Raw genomic sequence first — 16,705 nt, forward strand, 5'->3', positions numbered from 1 at the left:
GGCGGCATCGCGGCGCTGGCAGCGCCGGCTGCGGCAACGCGCCGGCCGCGAGCGGCCTTGTCCGCCTTGCCACCCTTGCCGCTCTTACCCGACGCGCCCGCCTTCTTGGACGGCGTGCCTTTCGCGGCAACCTGCTTGCCGCTCTTGGGCGGGGCCTTCTTGGCCGAAGAGGATTTGGGAGGCGCCTTCTTGGCGGACGGCGCGGCCTGCTTGGCAGCGGCGCTCTTGCCCGAGCCCGCCTTGGGCGCGGGGGCCTTCTTTGCTTGTTGCGCCTTGCAGGCCGCCGATTTGGCGTTTGTCTTGCAAGGATCGGAATTTTTGGCTGCTTGTGCCGCAGGGGGCAGGAGCGCGCACACCGCCAGCGCGGCAGGCGCTAGGGCTTTCGCAATTGCACGTTTCCAGGAAAAGGCCATGGTTGAGCAGGCTTGTCGGTCTGTGAACAAATATTTCTTAAGCCGGCGTTTCGTCGGATCAGGAAAAGTCCAGATGAATTATGGGCTTACGCGTCGAATTTAAACAGCAATTTCAAGTGCCACGCAAGGCGATTTGCGACGTTTACCGAAAAAAATATCAGTGACATATTGACGCAGCAGCAATTGGTCACATGTCAGAAGTCGCAAAGCTAACCGCGCAGCGCGCAAGAGCGTAGCCCGGATTAACCCTCATCTGGCTGAATGGGTGGACTTTTTTGAGGAGGAACGGCGCGCAAGGCCGAGGCTTGAGTGGCCTCGCCGGGTGGAATCGAACCACCAATTGACCCTTAGGAGGGGCCGGTTATATCCATTTAACTACGGCGAGCGGGGCGGGGTGCGCGAGACGCTTGCGCCACTGAGGGCGGCAAACGGGCGCCAGCATGGGCGCGCTACTGCACTAAGGCCTTGAAATTGCTGCGGAACTTGCGAGCCGAAGTTTAGCACTGCGGACGCGGGCCTCGAAGCAGGACGCAAGTCTATCAGCAGGCGGGGCAACGCCCAAATCATTGGGCTTTGAATGGCGCCTCGCAAATGTCTCGTCCGCGAAGCTTGTCGTGCCAACGCGGGTATTCGCGGACCCGCCTGCCGACTTGTATATGATGTTTGAGTCCCGCCGCCGCGTGGGGCCGCCCCGAGGAGGGGGCGAAAACCCAAAAACAACCAGACACGGGTTTCATGTCTAGCCAAACCGATACGATTTCCGCACGCACCATTGCCTTGGGCACCCTGGTCGTGCTGCTTGCCATGGGGGTGCGCGCCACCTTCGGCCTTTTCATGCAGCCGATGGGCCTGACGCACGGCTGGAGCCGCGAAGTGTTCTCCATGGCCTTCGCCCTGCAGAACCTGGTGTGGGGCGTGGCCTGTATCTTCATGGGCATGCTGGCCGACCGCTACGGTTCCGGCCGCACGATTGCCCTGGGCGCGCTGCTGTACATGCTGGGCCTCATCGGCACGCGCTTTGCCACCGACGAGGCCACGCTTTATCTGACGGCCGGCGTGCTGGTCGGGCTGGGCCAGGCGGGCACGACGTTCCCCGTCATCCTGCCCGTCGTCGCGCGCTCCGTGCCGCCCGCCTATCGCAGCACGGCGATGGGCATTGCCAGCGCGGGCGGCTCGCTGGGGCAGTTTGCCGTGGTGCCTACCGGACAACTGCTCATCAGCGGTCTGGACTGGACCGGCGCGCTGTGGGTGCTGTCGCTCTTCGTGGCTTGTGCCGCACCGCTTGCGTATTTCCTGCGCGGCCGGCCGCAAGCGCACACGGGTCCCCAGCAATCGCTGGCCACCGCCATCAAGCAGGCCGTGCGGCATCCGTCGTTCCACTTCCTGTTCTGGAGCTACTTCGTCTGCGGCTTCCACACCGCGTTCATCACCTTGCATTTGCCTGCCTATGTGACCGACGGCGGGCTGACGGCCGGGCAGGGCGCCACCGCAATCGCGCTCATCGGCCTCTTCAACGTCCTGGGGTCGTTCTACGCCGGCAAACTCGGCGGCAAGTACAGCAAGAAGCGGCTGCTGGCGGTGGTGTACTTCATGCGGGCGTTCGGCATCCTGTTGCTGCTTTCGGTGCCGCTGACGCCATGGGTGTTGTACGTATTTGCCGCGTGGATGGGTTTGTTCTGGCTGGGCACCGTGCCGTTGACGCAGGGGCTCATCGGTCAGATCTATGGCCTGCGCTATGCGGCCACGCTCTCGGGCATCGTGTTCCTCGGCCATCAGTTGGGCAGCTTCATCGGCGTGTGGCTGGGCGGCTACGCCTACGCCAAGACCGGCAGCTATGACCTGGTCTGGTGGCTGGGCGTTGCGCTTGCGGTCATCGCCGCGCTGCTGTGCTTGCCCGTGCGTGAACAGCCGGTGACGCCGGCTCAGCCCGCAACGGCGTGATCACGACCTCCCGGAACCGCGCCATGAACGCCAGCCCGAACCCCGAAGCCCCGCGCCGCAAAGGCTGGCGCGCCGTGGGCGTGCTGGCGTTGGTTGCCGTGTTGGGGCTTGCATTCTGGGGGTACACCACGCCAGAGATGCAGATTCACTGGGAAAACCTGGCCGCACTCTGCGGGTTTTGACAGGGCTCGGCTTACCGCAACCGGCGCATTTTGCCGGCCGGCTCGCGGTATCCTACGGCGGAGATTTTTCTCCGCCTTTTTCATCTCTTTTTCTTCGCGTGGCGCCTGCCGCGCGCGCCCTTGGATGACCATGCAGGACGCAGCGCCCACCTACTCCGATCTCTCGTTGCCAGACATCGCTGGTCTGTCGGCGGCGGACACGCTTGTGCTGACGGTGAACAATCGCCTGTCGCGCCGCCTTACGCTCGAGCTCGCCGGATTGCTGCGCCAGGAGCGGCAGGTCAGCGAATTGCCTCGCATCTTGCCGCTGTCCGCCTGGCTTGCGGAATCCGCCAACGAGCTCGCGTTCGAATCCGACGAAGACGTGCCTGCCTACCGGCTCGACAGTTTCGCCACGCAACTCGTCTGGACCGAAGCCATCCGCATCGAAGAAGCCGAACGCGTCCTGCTGGACGCCAGCCAGGCTGCCCGGCTGTCGATGGATGCCGACCTGCTCATGGACGAATGGGCGTTGCAGGTGCCTTCCGGCGCGGATACCGACGAATACCGCGGCTTTGCGCGATGGCGCGAACGCTACCGCCAGACACTTGCTGGCATCGACGCCGAAGACGCGAACCAGGGCTATGCGCGCGTGCTGCGCGCGCTTGAAGCCGGCCGCCTCGCCACGCCGCGGCAACTGGTGCTTGCCGGATTCACGGACATCTCACCGCGCTTTCAGCGCCTGCTGCTGGCGTTCGAGGCGCAGGGCACGGATGTTGCGCAATGGCGCGACACGCAGCGCGTGCAAGCGGTGGCGCATCGCTTCGAAGCCGCAGACCAAGGCGCTGAATGGCGCGCCGCCGCGGCCTGGGCCGCCAGCCAATTGAAGGCCAACCCTGCCGGCCGTTATGCCATCGTCTCGCCGCAACTTGAAGCCGAATCCCCATTTGCACGCCGCGTACTCAGCCAGGCGCTGGCCGGGCGAGACGGCGCGCCGGCGTTTGCGTTCAACGTGGCGGTGGGCCGTCCGCTCGACGAATGGCCCATGGCGCGCGCGGCGTTGGCGTGGCTGCGGGCCTTGGCCGAATGCGCGCCCGGCAAGGGATGTGGCGTCGACGTGCTGGGCGCCGCGCTGCTTGCAGGGCATTGCGCCGGCGACGTGCGCGACCGCGCGCGTCTTGCGGCCATCGATGCGCGCTGGCGACGCCAGGGCAAGCTGCACGTAGCCTTGCCGGAATGGCGCAAGCTGCTCGCGGACATTCCGTTGTTGGCGCAGGCATGGAACCACGCTACCGAGATCTGGACGCAGGGCGGCAACAAGGCTACGTGCGATGTCTGGATGCTGCGCATGAAGGCCGCATTGACGGCCCTGGGCTTCCCCGGCGAAGCGCCGCTGGACAGCGTCGGTTATCAGGTCATGGGTGCGCTTGGCGATGCGCTCGGCAGCTTTTCGGCGCTGGCGCCGGCCGCGGGCCGTCTGGGCGGCTTGGCGGCGGTGAACCTGCTGGAAAGCGTGGCGCGTTCATCCTCGTTCCAGCCGCAGCGCGACCCGCTCGCGCGGTTGGACGTATTGGGTTTGCTGGAAGCCGAAGGCGGCTACTGGGATGGTGTCTGGCTCTTGGGCCTGACGGACGACGTATTGCCGGCATCGCCGAAGCCAAACCCGCTGCTGCCCCTGGCCGTATTGCGTCAGGCCAGGGCGCCACGCGCCACGCCCGAGCGCGAACGCGAATGGGCGGAAGGCATGTACGCCGCGCTCTGCCGCTGTGCGCCCGGCATCATCGTCAGCCACGCGCACATGGATGGCGAGCGCGAATTGCGCCCGTCGCCGCTGATCGCCGCGCTTCCCCTCACCGATTGGGCGCCGGTCCTGGCCGAATCGCAGGCCGCCTTGCCGCAGGAATCGCTGGACGATTCGCAAGGGCCGCCGCTGGCCGCCGGCAATCGTGGCGGGGGCGGGCTGGATGTGCTGGACACGCAGGCGCGCAATCCGCTGTGGGCGTTCGTGCGCCATCGCCTCGGCGGGCGCGAGCTCGCGCCATATGCCGACGCCGCCACCGTGAACGTGCGTGGCCAGTTCCTGCACAAGGCGCTCGAAATCGTGTGGGGCATGATGCCCGACCAGGATGCGCTGCACGAACAACTTGCGGCGGGCCGCCTGCCGGCGCTGCTGGAGCAGGCCGTGGCGCAGGCCGCTGACGAAGAACTCAAGGAGTACGCGCCGGCCCTGCGGGCGCTGGAATGCCAGCGTGCCCAGGCCGTGCTGGCGTCGTGGCTCGATCTCGAGGCGCAGCGCATGCCATTCGCGGTCGCACAAGTTGAAAAGAACCATCAGTGGCAGCGTGGCGCGCTCAACCTGAAGCTGCGGCTGGACCGCATCGACAGCCTGCCCGATGGCCGCAACGTCATCGTCGACTACAAAACCGGCGTGGCCGCGGCCAAGCCCGAGCCCGACTGGTCGCGCAGTCGTCCCGTGAACGTGCAGTTGCCGTTCTATGCGTCCGTGCTGGCCGACGCCGCCGGCGGTGAAGCGGCGGGCCTGGTGCTCGCGCAGATCCACGCGCGGCAGGTCGCCGCACAAGGCTTGGCCGACGAAGACCTGGGCATGCCGGGCGTCACGCTGGCCAGCGAAAGCAAATTCTTCGAAGGCCTGTCCTGGCCCGAAATCCGTCAACGCTGGCGCGTGGCTATCGAGTCGCTGGCCGACGAATATGTCGCCGGCTATGCGGCCAACGTCGCGTACCGGCGCGACGATCTGAAATACTGCGATGCCTTGCCGTTCCTGCGCTTGCATCTGGACGACGAGGACGCATGACCATGGCCGAACAAGATCGCCTTCCGCATGACCACGCCGCGCGCGCCGCAGCGCTCGATCCCGCGCGCTCCTTTCTGGTCCAGGCGCCTGCGGGGTCGGGCAAGACCGAACTCCTGACCGACCGCATCCTGGCCTTGCTGGCTACGGTGAACCGGCCCGAAGAAATCGTCGCCATCACGTTCACGCGCAAGGCAGCCTCCGAGATGCATGCCCGCGTGCTGAGCAAGCTTCGCCGTGGCCTGGACGCGCCGCCCGAAGCCGCGCACGAACGCCGCAGCTGGGACCTCGCTCGCGCGGCGCTCGATCGCAATGCCGAACAAGGCTGGCATCTGCTCGAGCATCCCGCGCGTCTTGCCATCCGCACCATCGACTCGTTCTGCGCGGGGCTGGTGCGCAGCATGCCGTGGCTGTCCGAGCTGGGCGGCATGCCGGACATCACGGACGATGCGCGTTCGCACTACGAGGCCGCGGCGCGCGCCACACTGGATCTCGCCGACGACTACGAGGCCGTGCGCATCCTGCTGCGTCACCTCGACGTCGACGTGCAGGCCGCCAAGGACGCGATCGCCGACATGCTGGGCCAGCGCGATCAATGGCTGCCGCTCTTGCGCCATGGCTCCGACCGCGAGGCCATGGAGGCCACGTTGGCCGAAGCCATTGGCGAAGACCTCGATGCCCTGTGCGCCGCCATGCCCTACGGCTGGTGCGAGTCGCTTAGCGGCCCGGCGCGGCTTGCCGCGGCCAACCTGCAGGACGGCGAAGGCGAAAACAAGCTGGCCGCTTTGCTGGATTGGACTGACGAACTGCAGCCCGATGCCGAACTGCTGGACGCCTGGCGCGCCGTCGCGCATCTGCTGCTGACCGGCACCGGCTCCTTGCGCAAGACGGTCAACAAGAATCTGGGGTTCCCGGCCAAATGCGCGCACAAGGAACCTTTCGTCGCCTGGCTTGAAGGCGCCGACGCGCAAGGCGCGTGGGTCCGGCGCCTGCACGCCGTCCGCGATATCCCCGCGCCGCATTTCACCGATGCGCAATGGGAAGTGCTGGGCGCGCAGCTCATGACGCTCGCGCTCGCCGTCGCGCAGTTGCGCCTGCGCTTCGCCGACAAGGGCGAGGTGGACTTCATCGAAATCGCCCAGCGCGCTGCCGCCGCATTGGGCAGCGCCGACGATCCCGGCGAACTGCTGCTCAAGCTGGACGCCTCGATCCGCCATCTGCTCATCGACGAATTCCAGGACACCAGCCAGACGCAGCTGGACCTGCTGCGCACGCTCACGGCAGGCTGGCAGTCTGGCGACGGCCGCAGCCTGTTCCTGGTGGGCGACCCCATGCAGTCGATCTACCGCTTCCGCAAGGCGGAGGTCGGCCTGTTCCTGGAAGTGGCCGACGTCGGCGTGGGAGAGGTCAAACCAGACTTCCTGAACCTCACGGACAACTTCCGGTCGCAAGCCGGCATCGTGGACTGGGTGAACCAGTCGTTCGTCGACCTGCTGCCCCGCCGCAGCGACGCCGCGGCAGGCGCCATCGCCTACAGCCCGTCCACAGCCTTTCATCCGGCCTTGCCCGACCCCGCCGTGCGCTTTCACCCGGCCTGGTCACGCGAGGGCGCGCCGCCCGCCGAAGAACAGGCCGAAGACATCGCGGTGGGACTGGTGCGCCAGGCCCTCACCGACCACAAGGGCGCCAAGCACCCCGTCGCCATCCTGGTGCGCGCCCGCAGCCACCTCGGCAATCTCACGCGCCGGCTGGCGCAGGAAGGCATCCGTTCCCGCGCGGTCGACCTCGTGCCGCTGGCGCTGCGCCCTGTCGTGGCCGACCTGGTCCAGCTCGTGCGCGCGCTGTCGCATCCCGCCGACCGCCTCGCCTGGCTGTCCGTGCTGCGCGCGCCCTATTGCGGCCTGACGCTTACGTCGCTGCAGCGCCTGTTTGGCGACGACCACATCACGCCGATACCTGTGCTGCTGGAACGCGCCTTGCGCATTGCGCCGCAACCCGCCGCCACGGCAACGGCCGCTGCGTCGGCAGACCCGCAAGCGTCGCTCTTTGATGCGCCGGCACCCGAACCCGAAGCGCCGTCCGCGCAAAGCGTGCTCAGCGCCAACGAGTTCGCACGCCTGCGCCAGGTCGCATCCGTGCTGCTGGACAAGCGCAACGCCTCCGGCGCAATGCCGTTCGCAGCATGGGTGGAATCGCTGTGGCGCCGGCTGGGCGGACCGGGCCTGTACGCCGGCCTGTCCGTCGCCAACGACGCAGAAAGCCTGTTCCAACTGGTCGAACGCCTTGCCCCCCACGGCAGCATTGACGTGGCTGCACTGGACGCCGGCATCTCCCGCCTCTTCGCGGCCCCCGACGCCGCGGACGAAGACGAAGGCGCGGTCGAAATCATGACCATGCACAAGTCCAAGGGCCTGCAGTTCGAAACCGTGATCCTGTACGGCCTGCACCGCGCGCCGCGCGGCGATCAGGCCCCGTTGGTGCGCTTCGAACAAAGCGGCGGCCGCGTCCTCTTCGGTCCGGTCAAACCCCGCGCCGAAACCGAGGCAGACCCCGTCTCCCGCTACCTGGGCGCCCGCGAAGCCCGCCGCGCCTCCTACGAAATCGACCGCCTCCTCTACGTCGCCGCCACAAGAGCCCGCAAGCGCCTGCACCTGGTCGGTCACGTATCGATCGACGAAGCCACCGGCCAGACCAAGACCCCACCCGCAGCCAGCCTGCTGGGCCGCCTGTGGCCCTGCCTGACGCCACCCGTCCCGCCATCGCTCAACGGCGAGCCGGTCCAAGAGGAGGGCGACGCCCCCGAATGGCAAGGCGAACCCCTGCGCCGCATCGACAGCGTGGGCCTCGCGCAGCTGCAACGCCAATCGAACATCACCATGAGCGCCGGCTTCGCCACGGCCACCCGAGGCGCATGGGGCGAAGCCGCCGAACATCCCGCGTGGCAACTGGAAGCCGGCTACGACGCCGCCATCGGCACCTTGGCCCACGCATGGCTGGCCCGCATCGGCCAGGACGGCATACACGCGTGGCCCCCCGAAGCGCTAACCCCCCGCCTACCTGCCATGCGCCGTCAGTTGACTCGAGCAGGCATCCCCGCCAGCCAAGCCGACGCAGCCGCCGAAGCCGTCCTGGAGACCCTGCAAGCCACCCTGGCAGACGAACGCGGCCTATGGCTCCTATCCCAGTCAGGCGCCCGTCGAGAGTGGCCCCTCATCGACGCGGCAGGCAAAGTGTCGGTTATCGACCTGGCCCTAAGCACCGAAGACGGCTGGCTGATCGTCGATTACAAGACGGGCAGACCTCACCCAGGCGAATCCGCACCCGCTTTCGCCACCCGAATGCGCCAACGCCACGGTGAACAGTTGCAGCGCTACTGCACCCAAGTCACAGCCCTAGACGGCCGCAGCGCCCGAGCCGCCCTGTACTTCCCCCGCGCAAAGGCGTGGATAGATTTGATGGAATAAAGCGAAGCGAAACCCAAGCAAGCAAGGCAAAGCGAAGCGAGCCAAAGGGGGGGCAAGCGAAGCAACGCCCCCCAAACAAAGAAAGCGCAGCACCCAAGGCAAAGCAAGGCAAAGCGAAGCGAGCCGAAGGGGGGCAAGCGAAGCAAGACCCCCACCCCCTCCCCCTCGGGGGGAGGGCCGGGGAGGGGGCCCACATATTGCCCCCCGGGGCCCGCCAGCCGAGAGGCTAGCGAGCGCGCGAAGCGCAGCTCTGCTAGAATCTCGGCTGGCGGGCCCCTTCGCATGGTTCGACGGTGAACCTGGTCAGGTCGGGAACGAAGCAGCCATAGTCGTTTAGGGTCAGTGCCGGAGTAAGGCTCGCCAACCGGATTCTTCAAAGCTGTAGCGTTTGCTACTTCGCTTTCACAGGGGACGGGGTTATTTTCCAAGGATTCGTTCCACGGGAATAAGCCCGTCCCCTTTGCATTCCAGCCCGCTCGATCAACGGGTTCAACAATCAGGCTCTACAATCCAGCCATGACTTATCTGGTATTGGCCCGCAAGTGGCGGCCGCGATCGTTCGATACCCTGGTGGGACAGGATCACGTGGTGCGCGCGCTCACGCATGCGCTCGACACGCAACGCCTGCATCACGCCTGGCTGTTCACCGGCACCCGGGGCGTCGGCAAGACCACGCTCTCGCGCATCCTGGCCAAATCGCTCAACTGCGAAACCGGCATCACCTCAAAGCCCTGTGGCGTCTGCCGCGCCTGCACCGAGATCGATGCGGGCCGCTTTGTCGACTACCTTGAGCTGGACGCTGCCTCCAACCGCGGCGTCGAGGAAATGACGCAGCTTCTGGAGCAGGCGGTTTACGCACCGGGCGCGGGACGCTTCAAGGTCTACATGATCGACGAAGTCCACATGCTGACCGGGCACGCGTTCAACGCCATGCTCAAGACGCTGGAAGAGCCGCCGCCGCACGTCAAATTCATCCTGGCCACCACCGATCCGCAAAAGATCCCGGTGACGGTTTTGTCGCGCTGCCTGCAATTCAATTTGAAGCAGATGCCGGCCGACTCTATCGTTGGCCATCTGCAGGCCGTGCTCGGCCAGGAAGACGTCGGCTTTGAAATCCCGGCCCTGCGGCTGATCGGGCAGGCGGCGTCGGGCTCGATGCGCGACGCCCTGTCGCTCACCGACCAGGCCATCGCCTACAGCGCGGGCAACCTAACCGAAGATGCCGTGCGCGGCATGCTCGGCACCATCGACCAACGCCATCTCGTGCGCCTGCTGGACGCCCTGTCTTCGGGCGATGCCAAGGGCGTGCTGGCCGTGGCCGACGAACTTGCGATTCGCGGACTGTCGTATGCCGGTGCGCTGGCCGACCTGGCCGTGCTGCTCTCGCGCGTGGCGATCGAGCAGCGCGTGACCGGCGTGACCGCCGCCGAAGATCCGCTGGCCGGCGACATCGCCCGGCTTGCTCAGGCCCTGCATCCGGATGCCGTGCAACTGTTCTACTCCGTCGCCGTCCATAGCCGCGGCGAACTGACGCTGGCGCCCGACGAATACGCGGGCTTCATCATGGCGTGCCTGCGCATGCTGGCGCTCAATGGCGACGCCGGCCCGCAGACCGCGCTGGAAGCGCCCGCCGCGCCTGCGCGTCAGTCGGCGGAACCCGCTGCCGCCATCGCTGCGCCGGCCGCCGCTGCGGTTGGTGCCGCTGTCACCGCCGCCGCAGCGCCTTCGGGCGCGAGTCAGCCTGCCGCGTCTGCGCCCGACGCCGGTGCGGTCGCTCCGCCAGTGTCAGGCGCATCGGTCAACCATGCCGAGGCCGTCAATGCCTCGGCGAGCAACGCCGCCGACGACAATGCGTCGCGCAACGAGGCGCCGGCATCCGCATCAGAGTCCGCGTCCGCAGCAGCGTCCGCGTCCGTTGACGCTCCGTCGGAATCTCCCGCCGCCGTCGCTGCCGCGCCCGCGCAGCCCGCCGCCGTCGCATCGCCGCAATCGCCAGCCGCGCCCGTCCCTCAATCCGCAGACAGCAGCAGCGTCCCCCCCTGGGAAGACCTGCCGCCGGACGCCACGAATGCAGACGCGGGCGCAGCGACGTCCAATGCACCGACGAGCAACACTGCGGCGCGCGCCGTAACGGCCGCCGACGCATCGACGCCTGACCCATCAACCGCCGACACCTCAACCGCCGACACCTCGCCTCCCGACGCCGCAGCGCCTCACGCCCCGTCCGCCAAACCGCAAGGCGCCGCTGCCCTGGCCGTGACACCGGCCGCCGCAGCGATCGCCCCGGCATCCGCGTCCGCCCCGGCAATGGGCGACACCGACGGCCCGCCGTCCTGGGTCGACGAAGAAATCCCCTTTGAAGCCGAAGGCGGGTTCATGCCCGACAGCGGTTTCACGTCCGATCCGGATGACGATTTCGAAACGCTGGCCACGTCACCCGCCCCGGCGCCTGCACCGCCGGCCGCTCGCCGCGATGGCCCCGCGCCCGCGCGCAAGCGCCAGTCGCGTGCGCCTCGCCTGACGGACATGGACTCGGCGTCCTGGCCCGAGCTGGCCGCGCGCCTGCCCGTGACGGGCCTGGCATCGGAACTGGCTCGCCAGAGCGAATGGGCCGGCGTGCAGGGCGATGCCATCATCCTGCGCGTGGCCGTCAAGACCCTGGCCGAAAGCGAAAGCCGCGTGCGCCTCCAGACCGTCCTGTGCGAACATTTCGGGCAGGGCATCCGGCTGGACGTGCAGGTCGGCGTCACCGGTGACGCCACGGCGTATGCCGTGGCGCAGGCCGAGAGCGCGGCGCGCCAGCTCGCGGCCGAAAACGCCGTCGCCGACGATCCCTTCGTGCAAGCGCTGCTGTCGGATTTCGGCGGCCACGTCGTTGCTGGCTCGATCCGCCACGTTGATTCAGCGGCCGCCGCCTGACGCGGCGGCCAACCTCATTCCCCTCGTTCAAGGAAGCTCCCATCATGATGAAAGGACAACTCGCCGGCCTGATGCGCCAAGCGCAGCAGATGCAGGAAAACATGAAGAAGGCGCAGGACGCGCTGGCCGACATCCAGGTCGAAGGCGCCTCGGGCGGCGGCCTGGTGAAGGTCACCATGACCTGCCGCCACGACGTCAAGCGCGTCGAGATCGACCCGTCGCTGCTGGCCGACGACAAGGACATGCTGGAAGACCTGGTCGCCGCCGCGTTCAACGACGCGCTGCGCAAGGCTGAAGCCACCTCGCAGGAAAAGATGGCGTCCGTCACCGCCGGCATGCCGCTGCCCCCGGGCATGAAGCTGCCGTTCTGATTGCCGCTGCCGTAGGTTGCAATGGATCCCTTACTGCCCGAACCTGAGCCGCTGGTCTCGCTGATCGAAGCGCTGCGGCGCCTGCCCGGCGTGGGCGTGCGATCGGCCAGACGCATGGCGTATCACCTGTTGCAGCATGATCCGCAGGGTGCGGATCTGCTGGGGCGGGCGCTTGCCGGCGCGGTGCGGGATCTGAAGCACTGCGCGCGCTGCAACAGTTTCTCCGAAGACGAGGTCTGCGCCACCTGCTCCAATGTCAAGCGCGATCCCTCGCTGCTGTGCATCGTCGAAACGCCGGCCGACCAGAACATGATCGAGTCCAGCCACGGTTACCGTGGCCTGTATTACGTGCTCATGGGCCGGGTCGCGCCGCTGGAAGGCATCGGCCCGCGTGAACTGGATTTCGAGCGCGTGATCAAGCGCGCGACGGATGGGGTGGTGCAGGAAGTCATCCTGGCCACCAACTTCACGGCCGAAGGCGAGACCACCGCGCATTTCCTGGGCGAGGCCCTGGGCGAGCGCGGCCTGCGGGTCACGCGCCTGGCGCGCGGCGTGCCTGCCGGCAGCGAGCTCGAATACGTCGACGCCGGCACCATCGCCTGGGCGCTGATGGAGCGCAAGACCACCTGACGCTCGCGGTACCAGAACGCCCGCCGGCAACGTATCGGCCGGGCAATCAATGTGAGGAAGACAATCCATGTCAGCGCTGACCGGACTGAAGGTCCTGGAACTCGGCACGCTCATCGCCGGCCCATTCGCCGCGCGCATCTTCGGCGAATTCGGCGCCGACGTCATCAAGGTGGAGACCCCGCACGGGCCGGACGGCACGGGCGGCGGCGATCCCATCCGCAGTTGGCGCCATCTGCACGAGGGCAATTCCCTGTGGTGGACGGTGCAGGCCCGCAACAAGCAATCCATCGCGCTCAATTTGAAGGACCCGCGTGCGCAAGAGATCGCCCGCAAGCTGGCGCTGGACGCCGATGTGGTGGTCGAGAACTACCGCCCCGGCGTCCTGGAAAAGTGGGGGCTCGGCTTTGAGCAGCTGCGCGCCATCAATCCCGCGCTCATCATGGTCCGCCTGTCCGGCTACGGCCAGACGGGCCCCATGAAGGATCAGCCCGGCTTTGGCGCCATCGGTGAATCCATGGGCGGCCTGCGTTACGTGTCGGGCCACCCCGACCGCCCGCCGCTGCGGGTCGGCATCTCCATCGGTGACTCCATCGCGGCGCTGCACGGCGTGATCGGCGCGATGATGGCGCTGCGCCATCGCGACGCCACCGGCGGCCGCTGGAACGGCAAGACGGGCGACGAATGCCAGGCAGGGCAGGGCCAGATGGTTGACGTGGCGCTGTACGAAGCCGTCTTCAACATGATGGAGAGCCTGGTCCCCGAGTACGACGTGGCTGGCGTGGTGCGCGAGCGCACCGGCGGCGCGCTGCCGGGCATCGTGCCCTCGAATACCTACACCACGCGCGACGGCCAGAACATCGTCATCGCCGGCAACGGCGACGCGATTTTTCATCGTCTGATGCGGGCCATCGGCCGTGACGATTTGGCCGAGGATCCGGATCTGGTGCGCAACGACGGCCGCGCGCGGCGCGTTCAAGAGATCGACGGCGCCATCCAGCAATGGTGCGACGGACGCGGTATCGAAGCGGCGCTCGAAGCCCTGAAGCGCGCCGACGTGCCGGTCGGCAAGATCTACAGCGTGGCCGACATGTTCAGCGATCCGCAGTTCCTTGCGCGCCGCATGATCGAACAGCATCGCCTGGCGGACGGCAGTCCCGTCAAGCTGCCGGGCGTGGTTCCCAAGCTATCCGAAACACCTGGCCAGACGCGCTGGGTGGGCCCGAAATTAGGGGAACATACCGAGGAAGTCCTGAAATCGCTGGGGTATGATTCAGCGGCTATCGACAAGCTGGCGAAGACCGGCGCTATCGGAATATCCGACAACCAGGAGACAAAGCAATGACAGTCACCCGCCGTGAACTGCTCAAGATCGCCGGCGCTGCCGGCGTCATGACCATGGCCCCTGCCATCGTGCGCGCGCAGAAGCTTGAAAAGACCAAGGTCCAGATCGCAGTCGGCGGCAAGCCGCTGATCTATTACCTCCCGCTGACGATCGCCGAGGTGCGCGGTTACTTCAAGGACGAAGGGCTGGACGTCAGCATCGCGGACTTTGCCGGTGGCTCCAAGGCCCTGCAGGCCGTGGTGGGCGGCAGCGCCGACGTGGTCTCGGGCGCCTTCGAGCACACGCTGTCCATGCACTCCAAGGGTCAGGCCTATCGCGCCTTCGTGCTGCAAGGCCGCGCGCCGATGATCGGCGTGGGCGTCTCCAAGAAAAACATCCCGGGCTACAAGGGCGCGGCTGACCTGAAAGGCAAGAAGATCGGCGTGACCGCGCCGGGCTCGTCCACCAACATGGTGGTCAGCTTCTTCCTTGCCAAGCACGGCCTGAAGGCCTCTGACGTGTCCTTCATCGGCGTGGGCGCTGGCGCGGGCGCGGTGACTGCCGTGCGCAGCGGCCAGATCGACGCCATCTCCAACACGGACCCGGTGGTCTCGATGCTGGAAATGCCCGGCGACATCCAGATCATCGTCGACACGCGCACGCTCAAGGACACGCAGGAAATCTTCGGCGGCAACATGCCCGCCGGCTGCCTGTATGCGCCGCAGACGTTCATCGACGCCAATCCCAACACCGTCCAGGCGCTGACCAACGCCATCGTGCGCGCCGACAAGTGGATTCAGAAGGCTGGCCCCGAGGAAATCGCCAAGGTCGTGCCCGAAACCTACCTGCTGGGCGATCCGGCCATCTACAAGGCCGCGCTCGGCAAGAGCATGGAAGGCCTGTCGCCGGATGGCATGATCCCCGAAGACGGCGCGGCCACCGCGCTCAAGGCGCTGGCCGCCTACCAGGCTGACTTCAACGGCTCGAAGGTCGACCCGTCGAAGGTGTGGACCAACGATTTCGCGCGCCGCGCCAACGAGAAGTATGCCAATGGCTGAAGCCGCGCTGTCGCTGGAAAACATAAGTTGCACCTTTGTCTCGCGTGACGACCGGTCGCAGCGCTACACCGCGGTCAGCGACACGACCCTGGCCATCGCGCCGGGTGAGTTCGTGTCCGTGGTGGGCCCGACCGGTTGCGGCAAGTCCACGTTGCTCAACGTCAGCGCCGGCCTGTTGGCGCCGTCGTCGGGGCAGGTGAAGGTCTTTGGCCAGCCGCTGGTTGGCATCAACGAACGTGCGGGCTACATGTTCCAGGGCGAGGCGCTTCTCCCCTGGCGCAGCGCGCTGGACAACGTCATTGCCGGCCTGGAGTTCGCCAACGTGCCCCGCGCCGAGGCGCTGGACCGCGGACGCGAATGGATGCGCCGCGTCGGCCTGGGCGGTTTCGAGGGCCGCTATCCGCACCAGATGTCGGGCGGCATGCGCAAGCGCGCCATGCTGGCGCAGACGCTGATCCGCGACCCCGACATCATCCTCATGGACGAACCGTTCTCGGCGTTGGACATCCAGACGCGCCAGCTCATGGAGAACGAGGTCCTGGACTTGTGGATGGCCAAGCGCAAGGCGGTGCTGTTCATCACGCATGACCTGGACGAAGCCATCGCCATGAGCGACCGCGTGATCGTGCTGTCCGCCGGTCCGGGCACCCATCCCATCGGAGAATTTGCCATCGATCTGCCGCGTCCCCGCGACGTGGCCGAAGTGCGCATCGACCCGCGTTTCGTCGAGCTGCATGCCGCCATCTGGGGCGTGCTGCGCGAGGAAGTGCTCAAGGGCTATGCCCAACAGAAGCGAGCCTGAGCCATGCCCAAACTGAATAAATCCGGTTCCGGCAGCCTGCGCGTCTGGCAATTGCTGCTGCTCGTCATCATCCTGGCCGTCTGGCATTTTGCGTCGCGCGATCCGAAGGTCGCCTTCTTCTTCGGCGAACCGCTGAAGGTGTGGGGGCGCATCTGGGCGTGGTTCGTCACCAACGCCGACATCTACAACCACTTGGCCGTGACGCTGACCGAGACCGTGCTGGCGTTCTTCATCGGCACGATCGCGGGCCTGGCCTTCGGCTTGTGGCTCGGGCTGTCGCCGCGCGCCAGCGCAATCCTGGACCCCTACATCAAGGCAGCCAACTCGATGCCGCGCGTCATCCTGGCGCCCATCTTCGGCATGTGGTTTGGCCTGGGCATCTGGTCCAAGGTGGCGCTGGCCGTGACGCTGGTGTTCTTCATCGTGTTCTTCAACGTCTACCAGGGCGTGCGCGAAGTCAGCCCGACCTTGCTGGACAACGCCCGCATGCTGGGCGCACGCAAGCGCCAGTTGCTGCGTCACGTGTACCTGCCGTCGGCCACGAGCTGGGTGTTCTCCAGCCTGCACACCTCGGTGGGTCTGGCGTTCGTGGGCGCGGTCGTCGGCGAATACCTGGGGTCGGCAAGCGGCGTAGGCTACCTGATCCTGCAGGCCGAAGGCACGTTCGACGTGAACACCGTGTTTGCCGGCATCATCGTGCTGACTGCCTTTGCGCTGATCCTGGACACAATTGTCGGAGTCGGCGAGAAGCGCTTGATGAAGTGGCAGCCCAAGTCGGGCGAAACCGAAAAGCTGTGATCCGCCTTGGGTCGC

Annotated in this window: 11 protein-coding genes, 1 tRNA gene, 1 other RNA gene and 1 pseudogene; 12 read left to right on the top strand and 2 right to left on the bottom strand. The window is 66.9% G+C overall.

Going from position 1 to position 16,705, the window contains the following annotated elements; genetic code table 11:
• Positions 1–413: pseudogene (locus HV681_RS27755) on the bottom strand (D-alanyl-D-alanine carboxypeptidase); the annotation flags it as partial.
• Between the two features lie 310 nt (positions 414–723).
• A tRNA-Arg gene (locus tag HV681_RS26160) sits at positions 724–798 on the bottom strand.
• A 350-nt stretch (positions 799–1,148) separates the two neighbouring features.
• Here HV681_RS26160 and HV681_RS26165 point away from each other — a divergent pair.
• The 12 genes from HV681_RS26165 (at position 1,149) to HV681_RS26220 (ending at position 16,690) form a co-directional block, all read left to right on the top strand.
• Complete coding sequence (locus tag HV681_RS26165; protein ID WP_175126024.1) at positions 1,149–2,354, top strand: MFS transporter; 1,206 nt, start codon at positions 1,149–1,151, stop codon at positions 2,352–2,354.
• Between the two features lie 23 nt (positions 2,355–2,377).
• The gene (locus HV681_RS26170; RefSeq protein WP_175126025.1) at positions 2,378–2,536 is read left to right on the top strand and encodes a hypothetical protein; all 159 of its coding nucleotides are present in this window, start codon (positions 2,378–2,380) and stop codon (positions 2,534–2,536) included.
• A 124-nt stretch (positions 2,537–2,660) separates the two neighbouring features.
• On the top strand, positions 2,661–5,330 hold the full coding sequence (locus HV681_RS26175) for a PD-(D/E)XK nuclease family protein (RefSeq protein ID WP_437340403.1): 2,670 nt from the start codon (positions 2,661–2,663) through the stop codon (positions 5,328–5,330).
• 2 nt (positions 5,331–5,332) lie between these two features.
• A complete protein-coding gene (locus HV681_RS26180; protein ID WP_175126027.1) occupies positions 5,333–8,791 on the top strand; it encodes a UvrD-helicase domain-containing protein in 3,459 nt (1,152 codons plus the stop codon).
• Positions 8,792–9,058: 267 nt separating this feature from the next.
• Positions 9,059–9,156: signal recognition particle sRNA small type (gene ffs / locus HV681_RS26185), an RNA gene on the top strand.
• A gap of 151 nt (positions 9,157–9,307) precedes the next feature.
• Complete coding sequence (gene dnaX / locus HV681_RS26190) at positions 9,308–11,710, top strand: DNA polymerase III subunit gamma/tau (RefSeq protein WP_175126028.1); 2,403 nt, start codon at positions 9,308–9,310, stop codon at positions 11,708–11,710.
• Positions 11,711–11,754: 44 nt separating this feature from the next.
• Positions 11,755–12,081, top strand: a complete 327-nt coding sequence (locus HV681_RS26195; RefSeq protein ID WP_056326789.1) for a YbaB/EbfC family nucleoid-associated protein — start codon at positions 11,755–11,757, stop codon at positions 12,079–12,081.
• Positions 12,082–12,102: 21 nt separating this feature from the next.
• Entirely contained in the window at positions 12,103–12,711 is a 609-nt protein-coding gene (gene recR / locus HV681_RS26200) for a recombination mediator RecR (RefSeq protein WP_175126029.1), read from the top strand.
• A 67-nt stretch (positions 12,712–12,778) separates the two neighbouring features.
• Positions 12,779–14,053 (top strand): CaiB/BaiF CoA transferase family protein, encoded by a 1,275-nt coding sequence (locus HV681_RS26205; RefSeq protein ID WP_175126030.1) that lies wholly within the window; start codon positions 12,779–12,781, stop codon positions 14,051–14,053.
• Positions 14,050–15,090, top strand: a complete 1,041-nt coding sequence (locus HV681_RS26210) for an ABC transporter substrate-binding protein (protein ID WP_175126031.1) — start codon at positions 14,050–14,052, stop codon at positions 15,088–15,090. Before HV681_RS26205 ends, HV681_RS26210 begins: the two co-directional genes overlap by 4 nt.
• Entirely contained in the window at positions 15,083–15,892 is an 810-nt protein-coding gene (locus tag HV681_RS26215) for an ABC transporter ATP-binding protein (RefSeq protein WP_056570777.1), read from the top strand. The genes HV681_RS26210 and HV681_RS26215 overlap by 8 nt, the downstream gene beginning before the upstream one ends.
• A gap of 3 nt (positions 15,893–15,895) precedes the next feature.
• On the top strand, positions 15,896–16,690 hold the full coding sequence (locus HV681_RS26220) for an ABC transporter permease (protein ID WP_175126032.1): 795 nt from the start codon (positions 15,896–15,898) through the stop codon (positions 16,688–16,690).
• Positions 16,691–16,705: the final 15 nt, after the last annotated feature.

Origin of the sequence: Achromobacter animicus, assembly GCF_902859585.1 — a bacterium.
In the GTDB taxonomy this organism is placed as follows: Bacteria; Pseudomonadota; Gammaproteobacteria; order Burkholderiales; family Burkholderiaceae_B; genus Achromobacter; species Achromobacter animicus.

Excerpts from the sequence above, each read along its gene's own strand:
- HV681_RS26165 (WP_175126024.1), top strand. The coding sequence starts at position 1,149 with ATGTCTAGCCAAACCGATACGATTTCCGCACGCACCATTGCCTTGGGC.
- HV681_RS26170 (WP_175126025.1), top strand. The coding sequence starts at position 2,378 with ATGAACGCCAGCCCGAACCCCGAAGCCCCGCGCCGCAAAGGCTGGCGC.
- HV681_RS26175 (WP_437340403.1), top strand. The coding sequence starts at position 2,661 with ATGACCATGCAGGACGCAGCGCCCACCTACTCCGATCTCTCGTTGCCA.
- HV681_RS26180 (WP_175126027.1), top strand. The coding sequence starts at position 5,333 with ATGGCCGAACAAGATCGCCTTCCGCATGACCACGCCGCGCGCGCCGCA.
- dnaX (WP_175126028.1), top strand. The coding sequence starts at position 9,308 with ATGACTTATCTGGTATTGGCCCGCAAGTGGCGGCCGCGATCGTTCGAT.
- HV681_RS26195 (WP_056326789.1), top strand. The coding sequence starts at position 11,755 with ATGATGAAAGGACAACTCGCCGGCCTGATGCGCCAAGCGCAGCAGATG.
- recR (WP_175126029.1), top strand. The coding sequence starts at position 12,103 with ATGGATCCCTTACTGCCCGAACCTGAGCCGCTGGTCTCGCTGATCGAA.
- HV681_RS26205 (WP_175126030.1), top strand. The coding sequence starts at position 12,779 with ATGTCAGCGCTGACCGGACTGAAGGTCCTGGAACTCGGCACGCTCATC.
- HV681_RS26210 (WP_175126031.1), top strand. The coding sequence starts at position 14,050 with ATGACAGTCACCCGCCGTGAACTGCTCAAGATCGCCGGCGCTGCCGGC.
- HV681_RS26215 (WP_056570777.1), top strand. The coding sequence starts at position 15,083 with ATGGCTGAAGCCGCGCTGTCGCTGGAAAACATAAGTTGCACCTTTGTC.
- HV681_RS26220 (WP_175126032.1), top strand. The coding sequence starts at position 15,896 with ATGCCCAAACTGAATAAATCCGGTTCCGGCAGCCTGCGCGTCTGGCAA.